The sequence below is a fragment of the Streptomyces sp. LHD-70 genome (genome assembly GCF_031157275.1).
Lineage (GTDB): Bacteria > Actinomycetota > Actinomycetes > Streptomycetales > Streptomycetaceae > Streptomyces.
In genome coordinates this window covers 1-15246 of sequence record NZ_JAVIFW010000010.1, presented here as the reverse complement: position 1 = coordinate 15246, position 15246 = coordinate 1, and the positions used below count along the sequence as shown (strand labels likewise).

Here is a 15246-nt window from a genome sequence, read left to right as displayed (position 1 = left end):
CATATACCGGCGCAGGGGGTCAGGGTGAGCACAACGACGGGGAGCGTCATAGGCGCCATCGCCCATGCTGCCTGGACCAAGTTCGACGGTTACAACCTGCGCTTCCGAACCGTCGGCGGGGAAGTCCACGCCGTCACCACCGGCTGGTGGAAAGACCAGATGGTGCCGCGCACTGCGTGCCCGACCCGCTCGTACGTCCTCACGGAAGACGCGCGCCGCACCTGGGGCCCAGTCACCTGCGAACGCCCCGGCTGCCGCGAGCTGACCGGTGCCACCGGCACCGAGGTCGCCTACCAGCACGAGTACACGTCGCTGCACATCCGGCTCTTCCACCAGGACGGCACAGAGGAACGTGTGCCCCTCGACGACTGCATGAACGTACCCGTACGCCGCGCGGCCGTACGGAAGATCCACCGCCGAACCGGCCACCCGGTCCTCGGTGAGGCCCTGCGACGGTGGGACAGCTCGGCCCAGCAGGAGACCGCCAGCCTGGACCAGTACGCGCAGTGGGTCACAGAACAGCGCCAGCGCCGCATCGAAGAGGCCCAGGAACGGGGCCTGCTCTTCGACGTCGCCTAACGCCGGAGCCAGTCAGGCGGCCTCGTAGTGGTGCGCCCGGCCGCCACGCCACATCGCCCACGACTCGTCATCCAGGATCCGTTCCGCCCCCGGCAGCCCCGCCCTGCGAAGGAACTCGATCAGATCCTCATCGCTGCACGCCAGGCCGAGGATCTCACCTCGCGCGGTGACGCGGCGGCCCCCGGTGCCCTGCGGCGGGTGGACGACTATCGGCGTGCTCATGCCTCTAGCGTGCTCCCACCGCGCACCGGCGGCACGCCCGAGTAGGACTTCCAGCATCACGATCCAGGACCAACGACCCCCACACCCCTCGCCTTACCCACGGCTTACGTTCGACGGTATGAGCGCCCCCTTGCATGCCAGCCACGCCGCGACCGATCAGCCCTGCTCCTGCCAGCACGGTCCGCATACGGCGCCGGTTCAGGTGGCGATGATGCAGCAGGCGGTGTCGCAGCAGCGCATGGGCTACGGCGAGATCGCTGGCACACGATCATGACTCTGTGCACGGGAGGCCTGCGGTTGATCAAGGTCGCCTCTCGCCGACGCCAACTCCGTACGGTCGCCCACTACCAGTGACGGCACGCACGGGCAGCGGATCGCAGAAGCGACGGTTGGTTCGTTTTGTGTGAACCGACGACAGGGCACACGCCTCTGAGTGTGCCAACATTCAGGAGTTTTTACCTCACGTGCGAGTCGCCCCGAATGCCATGTGTAGGAGTTGCGCCAAGCGACTGCCCTTCCGGCATATGCCGAACGTGAGCGCGGGCCCGAGCTAGGTTCGATGTCGTGGAACACCGTTTCCGCACAACGAAACAGCTACCGGCGCGAAGGGCGGCCCGAAGTGATCCCCAATGAGTACCGCGGCAATGAGAAGCTCGATGGCGTCGCAAAGGGCGCCATCAGCCAAGGGGCCGAACTCGTGCCGTGTGACGTGCACTTACGCTTCTGCGCCAACAATCCGTACGTGGTCACCGTCAGCACATCAAGGTCCGACACGGACTGCGGCAAGTGGCGCCTCTCTCGCGACCTGCTGTCCGCGGGTCTGACCGGAGCGGCTGGCATCGGCGCAGTGGCAGTGGAACCGGAAGCCTTCGACGGGCTGGTTTTACAGGTCCGGATCCGGGTCCGCGAGCTGGATGGCGAATCGTTGCTGCACATTGATCACAGGGCGCTGCTCCAGTACCTGGAATACACCCATGCTCTGGTTCCGTTCGGCTCTGAGGCAGTCCTGGGCGGGATCGACGATGCCCTCGACAGCGCCCTCGATAGAATCCTCGACGAAGACTGACAGCGGTGACAGCCGGAGGGCCAAGGGCGTGACGGCCCGGCTTGAGCCCCACATGACCTGGCCGCGCCCGAACTCGGGGCGGCTCACCCGAAGTCGGGAGACTCAGGCCGTGCGCGGTCCCGGTGCACGGAGCGCGCTCAGGACGAGCAGATGAGTCGAGGAAGGGCTACGAGTGGCACGGATGCTGGAAGAGCGCGTGCACCGTTCGACCATGGACCACCGCCTGCTGGGCCTTGAGGATGGCGAGGCTGGTCGCGAGGCGCCGCCGCTGCCGCAGGGAGGGGACGAGTGGTTCACCACCAGCCCGGGAAAGGTCCTCTTCCAGTGCGAGGAGGAGATCATCGTTCTGGAGTTGCGGCTGCAGGTCTGGGACGCCGAAGCTCCCCTCGCCGTAGGCGCCTGGGACCGCAGTGGTGAGTTCGGACTGGATGCCCCGAGCGGACATCTGGGGCAGAACCTGATCGCGGCGGGCGGCGACGAGGCGATCGACCTCCCGTGGCCAGGCCGGTGGCGGGCGAGGGCCTCCTGGAAGCTGAGCGATGTGCCCTTCGCGTACGACGAAGAGGTCGACGACATCGACGATGACGCGGTCAGAGAGCCCGAGGCGTGGCTTCTGGTGCAGTTCTGGCCGACCGCAGCCACTGATGCGTAACCCGTGCCGTCGCCAGTGAACTGATGGACCATCCCGGCCGATCCGCCTCGTCGGTGGACCACGGAAAGCCACGTCTCGGGGCGTGTCTCACTGGGTCACCGAACAGCGTCGGCGCCGGATGGTCGACGAGTCCCGGCTGGCCTGCCCGCCGCAGGGACTCGGTCAGGTCCTGGTCGCCGTGGGCCAGGCCATGGATCTCGCCTCGCGCGGTGACACGGCGGCTCCCGGTACCCTGCGGCGGGTGGACGAATCTATGCCTCCAGCGTGCTACCGGAAGGGAACGCACGGCACACCGAGGGACGGCCACCGTCAGGGTCTTCCAGCCCAAGGAGCTTCCCCCTCGCCAAGGAAGGGCACCACCAGCAGCCCCGCCTGATCTAAACGAGGCCTGCCCCGCCGGATGGATCCGCCGCTCTTGCCGGTTGGGCCATACAAGCCGCGCCTCAGAGCCCTGCCGCAGCGCGGCGGCGAGCCGAAACGGCACACCTCGCAGAAGGCCAGCCCATGACGGCTCCCCAGCTGGCGTGACCACGGCTAGCTCGACCTCGACCGCGGCGTACTCCTGCCCGACGATCAGTACGGGCAGTGCAGGTGAATCGGACACGCGCCCAGCCTGCCCTGCTCCCCCACCCGCCCGCGACGCAGACACGGTTATGCGCGCGGCGTCGAGCGTGGGAGCCACAGCAGCAAGAGTTCTTCCTGCCCCCAGAGAGCCGACCAAAGGCACACGGGCATGGCCGCTGTCCGTTCGCCGAGGTTGAGCGTCAACACACGTCCTCAACAGGCCCGTTGTAGCGACCGGTTCGACGGCGCGGCTGCGCACTCGCGAGACGGTGCGGCATCGTGGGCTTTGTATCGCCATCGGGACACTGGAGGGGCCATGGCGTGGACCACGGAAGAGTTCGGGAAATCCCACGAAGGCTGGACGGGCGCCGTCCTCCCGGACGGAACCGAACCTAAGAAGGCGTACCTAGACCCGGGAAGCGGCTCCAACTTCTATGAGACGCACGAGTGGTGGGCCTACCGGGGCGGCCTGAACAGGCCCATGGCCGCGAGGGTCCGTGCCGCGTGCTCGTGCGGGTGGCGGGGCGAGAAGGAGTATTCGATCGACTGGGACGAGGTCGGCACGTTCGTGCAGGACTTCCCCTCCCCCGAGCCCTTGGTCGACTGGGAGCGGCACCTAGACGAGGTGGAGGCGCTCACCATTCCGCTGCCCGACGAGCTGACTGTGCTGCTGGAGCAGGTAACGGAACAGCTGGAACGTCTCGTGCAGAACTCCCCCCTTGCCGCCATAAAGGCGGTGTCCGCGCTGGAGCGGGCGACCAAGCGTTTCGGAAGTCAGGCCGCCGCCTACACGGAGGCGGATGAGTTGTCGGACGAGACCGTCGCGAATGCTCTGGGCCTATCAGCAGCGGACGCCCGAGCCCGGTTGCTGTGCTACCGCCTCACGCGGTAGCCCGGCGCCCTCACGTGGCGGGGTCAGCGAGGCCACCACAGCAGTCGCAATCCCGGCCGAGCGGAGTCGTCGTGCAGTCCCCGGGTGAGCCACACGCGGGCGTTGCGCAGGGGCCTGCGGATCCGGTCCCACCAGAACAGCACTAGCGGGCTGAGGGGCTTCTCGGGTCCCCTGCCGAGGTCGAGCCGGAGCGGAAGGTCCGGTTGTTCGCCGGGGGCGAGGACTTTCGCGTGCTGCGTCATGCGCACTGCTCCTTGGTGACCAAGGTGGGCGGGTCGCTCTCAATGTGCCCTGTGTCTGGCTGCCCGTCCTGGTCCTTCACCAGATAGGCGGTGGCGTCCAGGACTGTTCGATAACAGCCAGGGACGCATTCGGTCTCCGCTCGCACGGTCTTGACTGACCCGTGACAGCGAATCTTGACGGCTTGCCATCGAAGATTGACCGCCCAGTTTGGGTCGGGCCGTCCAGAAGTCGATATTCAGGCGCTGGACAGGCAGCCGTGTAATCTCCTGCCTCAACTGAGGGGGGATCGAACGTGGCAGAGGCTGACAACGACGCAACCGCCGACAGGACGGCCACCTTGACCGCGCTTTACAGCGCTGACCGTCAAGATTCGACAATGCTGGTCACGGCTCGGATTGCGCTGCTTGCCCTGCAACTCACTTACATGGGGCTTGTCGCGATCGCGCTGAGCGGCGGCGAGCCCGGGGCGGGACCTTGGGTGGCCGCGTTCAGCGCCTTCCCGCTGTGGTTCATACATGCCTACCATCTGATCCTCGTCGCGGTCAGCATGATCCGGGTCAGGTCCGTGGGCGAACTCGAGGACGCGCTGTACGAGCGCAGCGGCCTGCCGACGAGCAAGCGCGAGTTCATCGGAATCCGCGCGGGAGAGCGTTTCGCCGACATCGCCCAGCAGCCACTCCCGGTGCAGGTCCAAGCGGCCGTCAGCTACGGCGGCATTGGCGCGGCCATGGTTGCCTTTTCGTCGTATGCGGTCGTGGTGGCAGCCCGCTCCGACGGCTGGGCCAGCGCCCCTGTCATCCTTGCCGCCCTGCTCTACCTGCTGCTCACGGCTGCGGCGTTGACCGCCTGGCTCCATGTTGCTCGCCTTCCTCGCACAATCGAGGGTCTGTACTGACTCGGCCCAATGGCGATCAATCTTCGATGGCAAACCGTCAAGATTCGCTGTCACGGGACATTGACTTGCATTTTCCCCGGGGCCGACGAGTCGGTTGTCTTGGCGACCTGGATCCATGCTCCGTTGCCGTTGCGGCGCTGGATCTGCAACGTCATGTGGTATTCGATCACGGCCTGGCGGCACTGGGCGGCGGCCTGCGCCCAGATCTGGTGCCCGCCCAGATACGGCGGGCCGGTGTGGTGTGAGCAGCGGCCGTCGGTGACCTACCCCTGGCGCTTCCCGCCGGGTACCGGTTCGGCTGTACCGCCTGCGGAACATTGGCCTTGAGCGCCGAGCAGTGTGAGAACGACAGCGGGTATGAGGGCGAGCCGAGCAGCGCGCCGACGGGTCATGGATGCCTCCCAGTCTGAGTGTCAGGTCAGGCGCCAGAGGGCGACGGGTACGAGCAGGCCCAGGCCCACGATCACCAGGGCGAGCAGGCAGCCCCAGAACAGGACCGGCCCGTTCGAAGTAGCGAGCAGGGCTGCGTCCTTCGCGGCCTCCGCGGCCTCCTTGGCCTGCTGTTTGTCGTAGTCGGCGTGCTGGGTGGTCAGGCAGATGGTGCAGTACGGCGAGTGGTCGTGGTCGCCGTGTATGTGGTCGGGCACGTCTCATCTCCCCGCCGGGCGGATGGCTCGGAAGATCGCGGAGCCCCAGTGCCGGTTGATCTTGTCGTTGGGCTGGTGGACGTGGTCGATGCGGTAGCCGTGGTCGGTGAGGATGCGCACCCAGCCGTCGATTGAGTACATCCAGCGCACCGTGAGGAGTTGGCGTCCCGGTCCATTGCGTACGAGGTGGGCTCGTCGGCCTTCGGGGGTGCCGGGCTGGCGGGCCAGGCAGGAGAACACGAGCCGTCCGCCCGGGCGTAGGCGGGTGTGGAGGGCGGGGAGGATCTGGTGGGGGTCGGCGAACCAGAGGGCTCCGAACATCGAGTACGCGACGTCGAGTTCGGGAAGTCGGGCTGTGATCGTGCAGGCGTCACCGAGCCACCATTCGAGCCGGTCGTCCTGGTGCTTGGTCATGGCGGTGTGGATGCGGGTCGGGGACACGTCGATGCCGATTCCGCGGTGGATGCCCAGTTGGGTGAGACGGGCCAGTCGGGTGCCGTGTCCGCAGCCGAGTTCGGCGACCGTGGTGCCGTCGAGATCGCCGAGGATCTCGAGGCCGGGTCCGGGTGCGGTGCGGAACAGCCAGGAGACAGCGTCGGCCTCGGTGCGCATGGTGGAAGCGATCTGATCCCAGGTACGGGCGTTGATCGTGGCGTCACTGTGCGGCAAGGGCATCTCCTCACGTCTCGACGGCCGGGCGGCCATCCAGTCAGCTAGGCCGGGTGCGGTGTGCGGTCCACTGTTTGGCTGCGGCGTGGACGCGTTGGGTCCACGGGTCGGGGTCGTCGGCCGCGATGCCGGACCAGAGCTGTTCGTTGGCGCTCGCGAAGGCGTTCACGCCCACGGCCGGAGCGGTACGGAACGCGGGGATGCGGGCGGCCCAGTGCTCTGCGGTTTCGGGGGTGTGGCCGTCGGCGATGAGCCAGAGCGTCCAGTACGCGGCGTCCAGCCAGGGCGCAGCGCGGGTTGCCCACGCCCAGTCCACGAGTACGGCGCGGCCACCGCTGATCAGGATGTTGGACGGATTCGGGTCGGTGTGCGCGAGGGCGTCCCCGGCGAAGTACGGCAGGGCGGCGGCGGGCGCATATGCGGCCAGGCGCTGTTCCGCGTGGCGCAGGTCGAGACCGTCGGGTGCGCGGGTCTGGGAGAGGCGGGTGAGAGTGTCGGCGATGCGTACGAGGTCGTCCCTGTCGTTGTAGTCGGCGTGCGGGCCGTCGATGGCTTCGAAGGCAAGGACGTCCCAACCTGCAGTCTGAACACGCCACTTCAGCCGGGGTGAGACGTGTGTGACGTGCGGGTTGATGGCGGCTTCGCGAGCCTGGGTGGCGATTCGGGGGTGGTCGGCGGGCAGGCCCTTGAGGAAAACGGTGCCCTGCTCGGTGGTCAGCCTCGCGGAGATGGCCGAGTTGAACCCGGCCTCGACGGTGCGGACGTGAAGGACGGGGCCTGCTTGCTGCTCGATGGCGGTACGAAGTCCGGCGGGAAGCAGGTCGAAGGGGACGCGTTCGGTGGGCACGGAAGGTGGCTCCAAAGCGGGTGAGGGCTGGCGCCCCGCCGACGTGACGGGGCGGGGCGGCAGACGTGGTGCTGTTTACCGGTAGGGGTTGTCGTCTCCGCATCCGGGAACGGCGCCGTCGGTCAGCGTCTCCAGGTCCTCGACGAGGACGGGGGCGGTGATCTCCTCGGGTTCGACGGGTCGGGGGGTGATCTCTACGGCCACAGCAGTCATGCGGGCACTCCCTTTCGTTGTCCGTGCTGGCAGTAGGTTTCCAGTGGTGCCTTCGCCTCCTGGGAAGACTTCGCGAGCGGGCGGCAGACCCGGCAGGTGCCGGAGAGTTTGCAGCCCGCGCAGCCTCCGGTGCGAAGCATCTGGGCATCGGCGATTCCCGGCAGGCGGGTGAGCCCGTCAAGGCCGGTGTCCAGAAGACTGATGGGGTTCTCCCGGCCGACCTTGCACATCGTGGCCTGGCCGAACGGGTCGACGTGGAAGAACGTGTGACCGGCCGGGCAGCCGGCGAACGCGCTGTGCCGGTCGAGGAATCCGGGCGCCTGGGCCGCGAGCGGGTCGGGCTGCCCGTCGTAGGTCGGGGAGATCGTCGCGTACTCGGTGACCGTGTCCGACAGTTCGCGGGCGAGGGTGCGCATGGCGTCGACCTCGTGGGCGTTGTGCTTGGTGATGATGATCGCGATCTCGGTGTTCAACCCGGCCTCCTGGATCGCGTTCAGGCCCTTGAGGGCGCGGGTGAATGCGCCGGGGGTACGGGTCAGGGCTTCGGCGGAAGCATCGCTCGCGCCGTACAGCGAGACGGTGGTCTTGTGGGGGCGCAGGCGGGTCAGCAGGTCCAGGAGTGGGCGGTGGGCCAGGCGGGAGCCGTTGGTGAGGATCTCCAGCAACATGCCCTGCCGGTAGGCGTATTCGTACGCGGCAGGAAAGTCTTTGTCGATGGTCGGCTCACCGCCGGTGAACTGCAGCCACAGCACTCCTGCATCCCGAAGCATGTCGATCAGGCGGAACTTGTCCTGGCGGGTCATGCCTTCGAACGTGCGCTGGGCCAGGAAGCAGTGCTCGCAGTTGAAGTTGCAGCCCTTGTTGATCTCCCAGGTGGCGCGGGAGTAGTTCCACGCGGTACGTGGCCGCACCAGCACCGTGGGGTTCATCGGCGCACCGGCAAGGTCCAGGCCCCACGCGTCGGCGGCCATCCGCGCAAGCCAGGCGGGCACCGGTTCGTCGGACGCTGCCGCGTCGAGGAGCTGGTTGAAGTGGAGCTCGGGGAGTCGGGCGCCGTTGCGGTATCCGGGGCGGGCGAGCAGGTAGGCGTTCTGCTGGGGACTGGCGAGGAGTTGGTGCACGTGAGTCCTCTCGCTTGGGCCCGCGCCCTTCCCGACCGGGGGGATTCAGGGCGGGAAGGGGCGGGAGTTGAAGGCCTCGGCGCGATGGCGTGCGTCGGCGTGCGCGCCATCGGGCCGGGAGGTTCATGGCCGTACGACGACCTGGTAGAGCAGGGCGCTGAATGTGATGAGAACAGCGGTGACGATGACGGCGGTGATGGCGGCTTCGCCGAGGTTGCGGCGGCGGTGGCGGTTCACGGCTGCTTCCCGCAGTAGCAGGGCGCGCCGGGCGGTTCGACGGCGATGCTGCGGCCGCAGTGCGTGCAGCGCAGGGCGGGGTAGTCCTTCACTGGTCACCCCCGTGTCCGCGGAGTTCGGGGCAAGCGCAGCGCGCGTGCTCCGGGTCCTGGCAGTGTGCGCACGCTTGCAGGTGTTCGACCGGTCGGTACGCCACCACGCGTGCCTCAAACGTGCACCACATCGACGTCGGAGGCTCATACTGCGGCCGGGGAGCGCCACTTGGGCCGCTCGCCCGTCGGCTGGGCGCCCTCATCGCTGTCCCGGGTCGGCCAGACGCAGGTACTTCCTGGCGAGGCGCCCCAAGTCGTCACGGTGAATGGCCCACGTGCTCCTGGTGGCATCGTGGGACGGCCACGCCTGGACGTCGAGCAGGCGACGAGCGTCCCCGCGCAGGGTGGCATCGTCGGTGGCGATGGACTCCTGGAGCGCGTTGAGGTAGTCGCGCAGCTGGCCGCATTCCACCCGCAGCGTTTCGTGCGACGCGGGCGCGGGAGGCAACAGGGACAGCTCTTTGACCACGCGGTTTATCTCGTCGAGGGCCGTGGTGCCGGGCGCTCTCGCGCGGTCGGCTTGCGCTGCCTTGTGCCGAGACGGACTGTGCATGCGGATCACCTCTGGGCTGCGAAACGGCTGTTCATCGGCGTTTCGTTGAGAATCGGCTCCGCTGAACCCGCGACTCAATGGACTTCTATGGACTTGCAGGGCTCATCCGACGGCGTCGATGGCCTTGGTGATCAGCTTGCGGGCGGCGGCGCCGTAGACCGCGATGTTGGACAGCTCGGAGAAGGTCCTGAGGTAGTCACCGATCTCCCCTGGCTGCGTGACCGTGAGGTTGGCCGACACAAGTTCCACGCACGTCTGGGCGTTGTCGTAGACGGTGAAGGATTCCGTGGGCCAGGCGTCGCCTCGCGGTACCCCCATGGGGATGATGCCCAGGCTTACTGATGGGAGCGCGGTCGAGGCGATCAGGTGGCCGAGCTGCGTGGCCATGACGTCCGCATCCCCGATGACTGTGCGCAGCACCCACTCCTCCAGGAGCATGGCGAACTGCTTCGGACGCGTGTGCAGCACCTGTTGGCGATCGACTCGGACCTGGAGTGCGTCCTCGACGTCGTCAGGAGCGCCTCGCAGGGAGACGGCGGTGTTCAGCACAGCTCGCGTGTACTCGGGGGTCTGCAGCAGACCGGGAACGACCCAGGACTGGTAGAAGAGGAAGCGGTTGGTGCGCTCGAACAGTGGCAGCACCGACTGCTGCACCCGCTTGAGTCCTGACCGCTCCAAGCGGCGCCACTCGATGTACATGCCTTCGATGCCACGTGCGGTGGCTATCAGGTCCTGCTCTTGCTCCCATGCGTGGCACAGGCGGGTGTACGTGCGGATGTCGTCGTCCGACGGCGGCGTCTTGCCGTTCTCCAGGCGGGACGCCTTCGACTCGTGCCAGCCGGCCGCCGCCGCCAGTGCGCGTGCGGTCAGGCCACGGTCCTTGCGGATCTCCCGTAGGCGCTGCCCGAGAGCCTTCTGGGCCTGCTGGACGCTGGAGACTGGCGACGACGGCGACACGTAGTTCTGCCTGTTTCACTGGTAGTTCAAGACAGTTGGTAGTCCTGGTGCGGGACAGCGATGTCCCAGACGGCCTCGAAGGCCGTCGAGCACATCTGCACCACCTTGGCGTCGGTGGTGCGTTCCTCATCGTCGTGTGGGGCAAGTTCACCGTCACCGGCGAAGTGGAGGAAGACGACGAGGCTGTGGTCGAACAGCCAGAAGTCGTTGCCGGGCAAGGCAAGTTGGGACGCCTGGCGGCGTGGCAGCCACCGGATCTGCTCACCGGCTTTGACGTTGGCGTCGCTCAGGTGGTGTTCGAACCGGATGTAGTCGGACTCGGGGACCGAGACGACACGGGCGCGCCGGATCTCCACGCCGCGTGCGGTCGTGTCCTGCATCAGCTGAAGCCACGGCCGCTGACCAGGATCGGTGTCGGCCGGTCGGTCGCGTTCTCCCCTGCACCATGCCTGGTACGCGGGGTCGGAAGCCATGTAGCTGTCGCGCATCTCCAGGTGGAGCGCGCTGCGCCGGGCCTGTCGGAACAGGTCAGTGAACCTCGGGCTCTGCGCTGTCACCGTTCACCTCCGGGAAGAACTGCGCCATGTACTTGGGGATCTCCACCACGGTCTCGTAGTTGGGCAGGTCCATCTGCGAGAGCCGCTCCTCGTCCAGGACCTTCAGCCCCTGGACCAGGTAGCGGTCTTTGACGTCGTCGTAGTAGATCGTCGCGGACTTACCGTCAGGCGAGTTGGGGTCCTTACCGAGCATGTGCAGGGTCATCCTGGCCTCCGTTGGTGAGACTCACGATCTCTTTGCATCAGCTTGCACTCGCGTCCCCGCTCGGCGCAGCGAACTTCTACGAACTTGCAGGCCTTCATGGGTAGTTCGCCTGTGCAGGCGTCGCACCGCCGCTGTGCCTTCAGATCGGCCCAACCAGTACATCGCCCGCAACAGCACGCTCCTCGACCCCGAGACCTGCTTACCCAGCCACGAACCCTGGCCACCTGGTCCTCAAGGTGACCGCTCTCTGGCGGTGCTGTAGAACGACGGGCCTGGACGTGGGGCACACTGGGATTCTTGATCTCGCCTACGGATGAGAGGTGCCAATTGAGCAGGATGCTGGATTCTTGCGAGACGACGGTCTCTCCGAGTTACCGCTTGTTCGGACTAGTCGACACAAGTGTTGACACATACACCCCGGATACGGATCGCTCCAATTGGTTGCTCTCCGCCCCCGGAATGGTCTACTTGCAAGTACCCACCGAGGTGATTCGCGCGTCCATACGCCTCGAATCTTGGTCGACTGCACCACCGCAACCCACGGAGCGATGGTCCGGCCGGGAAGAGGTGGAGGTGGAACTCCCTGAAGGCGAATTGGCCATTGCGACTATCGACAGCGGCTCGACAGAGATCCCGCTGGTGCTGCCGTCGCCAGGCACATACCGCATGCGGTGGCAATGGGCGTTCAACCCTGAACGCGGCCCCTTCACCTCACCCCTAGAAGGACCTCGAGAAGACCTGGAGATGCCTCCCGGTCACGAAGGCGAGCTGAACGACAGGGACCAGTTCTGTCTCGTGCAGATCTGGCGAATATCCGCTGAGCAGCAGCGGAGCTGAGAGCGCTGTGGGGCCGATCCTGATGGGTCGGCCCCACAGCTCAGTTATCGGACAAGCACGTGCTTCGTTCAGGCTCCGATAGAGATCACGAACGATTCCCAGTGCAGGATCCGGTCATTCTGGTACCAGGCGCCGAGTCGACTTCCTGCTTCTTGGTTTTCGCTCGAGTCGATGTACCGAGCAGAGAAGTCGTCTTTGTACTGGTCGCCTTCGTACTTGTATCGCGCAGCACCTTCGGTGGTGGACGCGAAGGGGTATTCGTCGCAGTCCTTTCCGGCTGCGGGGCCGCCCGGTACGGCACCGCTGTTGCAGAGGGACGTCACAACATTGCGGTTGGCGTCGTAACGCGTCTCATCTTGCGAGGAAACGAGACGGTGCAGCGGGTCCAGCGGTTCGGCGCCAGGCAGCTTCTTGTCGGCCTTCTGCGGGACGGTGCTGCCTGGGTTCTTACGGGCATCGTCGATGTGTTGGGCTACTGCAGCGACGCCGGTGTATGCGGCCGGCGGGCCGGGTCGGCTCGTGTCGCTCTTGTCGTAGCGCAAGGCAGGCGTCGCGTCGGGAAAGACTGATCCGACCTTGCCCCAGGTGAGGTAGGCGGCGCTGTCGAACCTGATCTGCCCCTCTTCCCCTTCCGACGGAATGAACTGGCCGTATCCGGGGAGGGTGAAGTCGAATGTCGGCGTGAACTTTCCTTCCGCGATCTGCTCGCCAACGTCAACGCTGGGCAGCTTCGGCGTGGAGGACCACAGGTCGAATTTCGTATCGCCGTCGACGTCCCACTGCGTGGGCGAGACCTCGCGCTCCTCATAAATCCCGGAGTAGCAGGCGTAGTTGGGGTCGGCGCCGGGGTTTCCTGTGTTCCATTCCCCCTCGCAGGGCAGGGATGCCTTCATCTTGGCGCCGGTCTTCTTGAAGTCCCCGCCAACCCAGTGGACGTCGACGTTCAGATCAAACTCGGCGTACCGCGTGTAGTCGCTGCCGTCCCTGCCGCCTATCTTCCCCATTCCGATCAGGGTGTTGGTGGCAATGAACTCGCCCTGAAGGTAGCAACCAGGCGGAAAAAGTCCGCATTTGATGGCCGGCATCACGGTCAGCGTCTCCTGGCAGTAGGAGAAACGGTTCTTGATGTACCCAGCGACGTTGTCCGCGTCATCGGCATTGGAGCATTCTTCGACGCTGGCTATGTAGTCGTACTGGTCCGCAGGCTTTCTTCCGCCGGTGAATTTTGTGCTGGGGATGGTGTACGAGCGCTCCCAATCGGCCATCGTCTGGACAGTCGTCGGCGCGGACGGGCCACGCGTGGGCTTCACCCCGAGCGCTTCTAGGTTGCCGTCCCGCTTGAACACCTCGACCACCTTGGCCGGGTCGGCCAGCAGGGCTCGGTCGGAGATCGTGTATGAGTCGCCGGGCTGAAGGTTCGTGGGCTGACCAGCGGCGGCGGTCTCAACAACGAACTCGCGCCATGGCGACCAGTTAAGGTTGTAGTGGGTGCCGTCGTAGGCGTTGGTGCGGAACTTGTACGTCTTGCCGTCCACAAGCTGACCAGCGGGGACCTGCACCGAGGCCCAGTCACCGGGGGTGACGTAGTCGGAGACGATCACGCCGTCACCCGCCGGAGTGGTGATGGGCTGGTTCGTGGCGGCGTCGTACACCTGGAAGCTGCCGCTGACCGTGTCGCCGTCAGCGTCGGTGAACTTGTCCCGCAGCGTCGGGGTGAGCGTGTTGACACCCCAGACTCCCTGGTAGGACTCGAACGGAGGTCCAGCCTGCTGCGCGGCGCCGTCCCCAGGACGGTAGTTGTAGTTCACGGTGAGCTTCGGCTGGTTCGTGGTGGCATTGCGGGAGTTGACCCGCTTCCACCCCAGCGCCGAGTCCTCCGCGGCCCGAACGCCCATGTGCCCTCGGGTCTGCTTGGCCGACGCCCACGTCTGCACCAGGCTCTGTACGTCCGCCTTGATCCAGCCGTGCTCCGTGGAGGAGCAGCCCATGGCGTTCCCCTTGGTCTCGGTGGAGCTGGCGTACTTCTGCAGCCAGTCCGGCTGTGCCGTCCAGCGAGAGGCAGACGAGCCTGCGGTCGTTCCCCACACGTCCCACGCATGCGGCTGGCAGTCGGTGTTGCCCGAGTGGAAGTTGTAGAACTCCACCTTCGCCGAGGAGATCAGCGCGTCGGCGAACGGCTCCGTGTTCCACGTCATCAGCGACCGCGCGATGCGTGTGGTGCCATCGCTGTTCTTCGTACCGGGGTTACCCCAGTCCAACTCGGTTTCAGAACCCAAGTCGGTGGTCTCGCCGCGCTGCACGTACGTGTCGAACGTGTTGCCCAGCGCCGAGGTGGATGGGTCGATCGTCACCGGATACCGAGTGCTCTTGTCGGCCAGCCACTTGGCGTCGGGCGTGACGACGAGGTCGATGTCGCCCGAGCCGTGATCGATGACCTTCATCCCGACGCGGTGCCGGTTCTCGTGCTTGCCCGAGATCTTGTCCACGGAGGCGTCCCACATCACCGGCGCGGGCATGGTGGCCTTCTTCGCACCGGTCTTGGAGTCGGTGAACGTCACCGAGCCGTCCGCGTTCGCCTTGGCTTTGAGGCCGTCGGCCTTCAGGGGCAACGTGTAGGTGTACGGGCCGGAGGGCCGTTCCTTCAGCCGGGTGTACTGCTCGAATCCGGTGCGGGTGGCCTCGACGATCACGTCAGCCCCGGGAACGGCATTGTTGTAGGTGGCAGTGGTGCCATCGAGCTTGGGGGTGGGAAGCCCGCCCTTCCACTGCAGGGTTACTTGCTCGCCGTCCTCACCGCCGAGGGTGACCAGATCACGGGGAGCCGCGTCAGCCGTGGCCTTGATGGACTTCGCCCGAGTTCCGCTGCCGCCGGCCAGCGTCAGACCGGTCGGGTGCGCCTTCGCCTTTACCTTCCCGTCGTCCGTCTTGTGGAAGCTGGCGTCGACGGGGACCCACTTGCCGCCCCTCTCGATCCGCTCGGGTCCGGCGGTCACCTCAGAGGTGAGAGTGCCATCGAGGTTCGCGTAGGTGAGGCTGGTGGGGGTGGTCTCATTCGGAACCAGAGTCTTCTTGCCGGACTTCTTAGAGGTTGTCTCATGTGGTGAGTTTGGCCAGTTTTTTGTAGCAGGTCAGTGCCGCTGCGAGGCCGAGGAAGGCCAGGAAGTGTGTTCCCTTCCGTTCGTAGCGGACGGTGAGGCG

The 15246-nt window shown here is 66.3% G+C and carries 19 protein-coding genes and 1 pseudogene; 7 read left to right on the top strand and 13 right to left on the bottom strand.

The annotated features are described in order from the left end of the window. Window positions 1–24 precede the first annotated feature (24 nt). A complete protein-coding gene (locus tag RCO28_RS20655) occupies window positions 25–579 on the top strand; it encodes a hypothetical protein (protein ID WP_308942657.1) in 555 nt (184 codons plus the stop codon). Window positions 580–591: 12 nt separating this feature from the next. On the opposite strand, the gene RCO28_RS20650 is transcribed toward RCO28_RS20655, so the two are convergent. Further along, entirely contained in the window at window positions 592–801 is a 210-nt protein-coding gene (locus RCO28_RS20650; RefSeq protein WP_308942656.1) for a hypothetical protein, read from the bottom strand. A gap of 118 nt (window positions 802–919) precedes the next feature. Between RCO28_RS20650 and RCO28_RS20645 the strand changes: the two genes are divergently transcribed. The 4 genes from RCO28_RS20645 (at window position 920) to RCO28_RS20630 (ending at window position 3975) form a co-directional block, all read left to right on the top strand. Beyond that, window positions 920–1075, top strand: a complete 156-nt coding sequence (locus RCO28_RS20645; RefSeq protein ID WP_308942655.1) for a hypothetical protein — start codon at window positions 920–922, stop codon at window positions 1073–1075. 285 nt (window positions 1076–1360) lie between these two features. Next, window positions 1361–1867: an SsgA family sporulation/cell division regulator gene (locus RCO28_RS20640; protein ID WP_308942654.1), complete on the top strand. Its 507-nt coding sequence runs from the start codon at window positions 1361–1363 to the stop codon at window positions 1865–1867. A 211-nt stretch (window positions 1868–2078) separates the two neighbouring features. Beyond that, the gene (locus RCO28_RS20635) at window positions 2079–2519 is read left to right on the top strand and encodes a hypothetical protein (RefSeq protein ID WP_308942653.1); all 441 of its coding nucleotides are present in this window, start codon (window positions 2079–2081) and stop codon (window positions 2517–2519) included. Window positions 2520–3399: 880 nt separating this feature from the next. Continuing rightward, the gene (locus RCO28_RS20630) at window positions 3400–3975 is read left to right on the top strand and encodes a hypothetical protein (protein WP_308942652.1); all 576 of its coding nucleotides are present in this window, start codon (window positions 3400–3402) and stop codon (window positions 3973–3975) included. Between the two features lie 23 nt (window positions 3976–3998). Here the strand turns inward: RCO28_RS20630 and RCO28_RS20625 are convergent, their stop codons facing one another. Continuing rightward, window positions 3999–4217, bottom strand: coding sequence for a hypothetical protein (locus tag RCO28_RS20625; protein WP_308942651.1), 219 nt, complete (start codon window positions 4215–4217; stop codon window positions 3999–4001). 293 nt (window positions 4218–4510) lie between these two features. On the opposite strand from RCO28_RS20625, the gene RCO28_RS20620 reads away from it, so the two are divergent. Then, a complete protein-coding gene (locus RCO28_RS20620; RefSeq protein WP_308942650.1) occupies window positions 4511–5113 on the top strand; it encodes a hypothetical protein in 603 nt (200 codons plus the stop codon). Window positions 5114–5526: 413 nt separating this feature from the next. Here RCO28_RS20620 and RCO28_RS20615 read toward each other — a convergent pair whose 3' ends face one another. From RCO28_RS20615 to RCO28_RS20575, 9 genes are all read right to left on the bottom strand, one after another. Continuing rightward, a complete protein-coding gene (locus tag RCO28_RS20615; protein WP_308942649.1) occupies window positions 5527–5760 on the bottom strand; it encodes a hypothetical protein in 234 nt (77 codons plus the stop codon). A gap of 3 nt (window positions 5761–5763) precedes the next feature. After that, window positions 5764–6429 (bottom strand): class I SAM-dependent methyltransferase, encoded by a 666-nt coding sequence (locus RCO28_RS20610; RefSeq protein WP_308942648.1) that lies wholly within the window; start codon window positions 6427–6429, stop codon window positions 5764–5766. A gap of 40 nt (window positions 6430–6469) precedes the next feature. Beyond that, window positions 6470–7276, bottom strand: coding sequence for an aminoglycoside phosphotransferase (locus RCO28_RS20605; RefSeq protein ID WP_308942647.1), 807 nt, complete (start codon window positions 7274–7276; stop codon window positions 6470–6472). Window positions 7277–7351: 75 nt separating this feature from the next. Further along, entirely contained in the window at window positions 7352–7489 is a 138-nt protein-coding gene (locus RCO28_RS20600) for a hypothetical protein (RefSeq protein WP_308942646.1), read from the bottom strand. Beyond that, entirely contained in the window at window positions 7486–8610 is a 1125-nt protein-coding gene (locus RCO28_RS20595) for a radical SAM protein (RefSeq protein ID WP_308942645.1), read from the bottom strand. The genes RCO28_RS20600 and RCO28_RS20595 overlap by 4 nt, the downstream gene beginning before the upstream one ends. A 528-nt stretch (window positions 8611–9138) precedes the next feature. Continuing rightward, window positions 9139–9492: a hypothetical protein gene (locus RCO28_RS20590; protein WP_308942644.1), complete on the bottom strand. Its 354-nt coding sequence runs from the start codon at window positions 9490–9492 to the stop codon at window positions 9139–9141. A 102-nt stretch (window positions 9493–9594) separates the two neighbouring features. After that, the gene (locus RCO28_RS20585) at window positions 9595–10449 is read right to left on the bottom strand and encodes a helix-turn-helix transcriptional regulator (protein WP_308942643.1); all 855 of its coding nucleotides are present in this window, start codon (window positions 10447–10449) and stop codon (window positions 9595–9597) included. Between the two features lie 26 nt (window positions 10450–10475). After that, entirely contained in the window at window positions 10476–10937 is a 462-nt protein-coding gene (locus tag RCO28_RS20580) for a DUF6879 family protein (protein ID WP_374991212.1), read from the bottom strand. Between the two features lie 40 nt (window positions 10938–10977). After that, the gene (locus RCO28_RS20575; RefSeq protein WP_308942641.1) at window positions 10978–11211 is read right to left on the bottom strand and encodes a hypothetical protein; all 234 of its coding nucleotides are present in this window, start codon (window positions 11209–11211) and stop codon (window positions 10978–10980) included. Between the two features lie 573 nt (window positions 11212–11784). Between RCO28_RS20575 and RCO28_RS20570 the strand changes: the two genes are divergently transcribed. After that, complete coding sequence (locus RCO28_RS20570; RefSeq protein WP_308942640.1) at window positions 11785–12048, top strand: hypothetical protein; 264 nt, start codon at window positions 11785–11787, stop codon at window positions 12046–12048. Between the two features lie 68 nt (window positions 12049–12116). On the opposite strand, the gene RCO28_RS20565 is transcribed toward RCO28_RS20570, so the two are convergent. Both RCO28_RS20565 and RCO28_RS20560 read right to left on the bottom strand, forming a co-directional pair. Next, window positions 12117–15041, bottom strand: a complete 2925-nt coding sequence (locus tag RCO28_RS20565; protein WP_308942639.1) for a DNRLRE domain-containing protein — start codon at window positions 15039–15041, stop codon at window positions 12117–12119. 100 nt (window positions 15042–15141) lie between these two features. Next, window positions 15142–15246 (bottom strand): annotated as a pseudogene (locus tag RCO28_RS20560) (IS5/IS1182 family transposase); the annotation flags it as partial.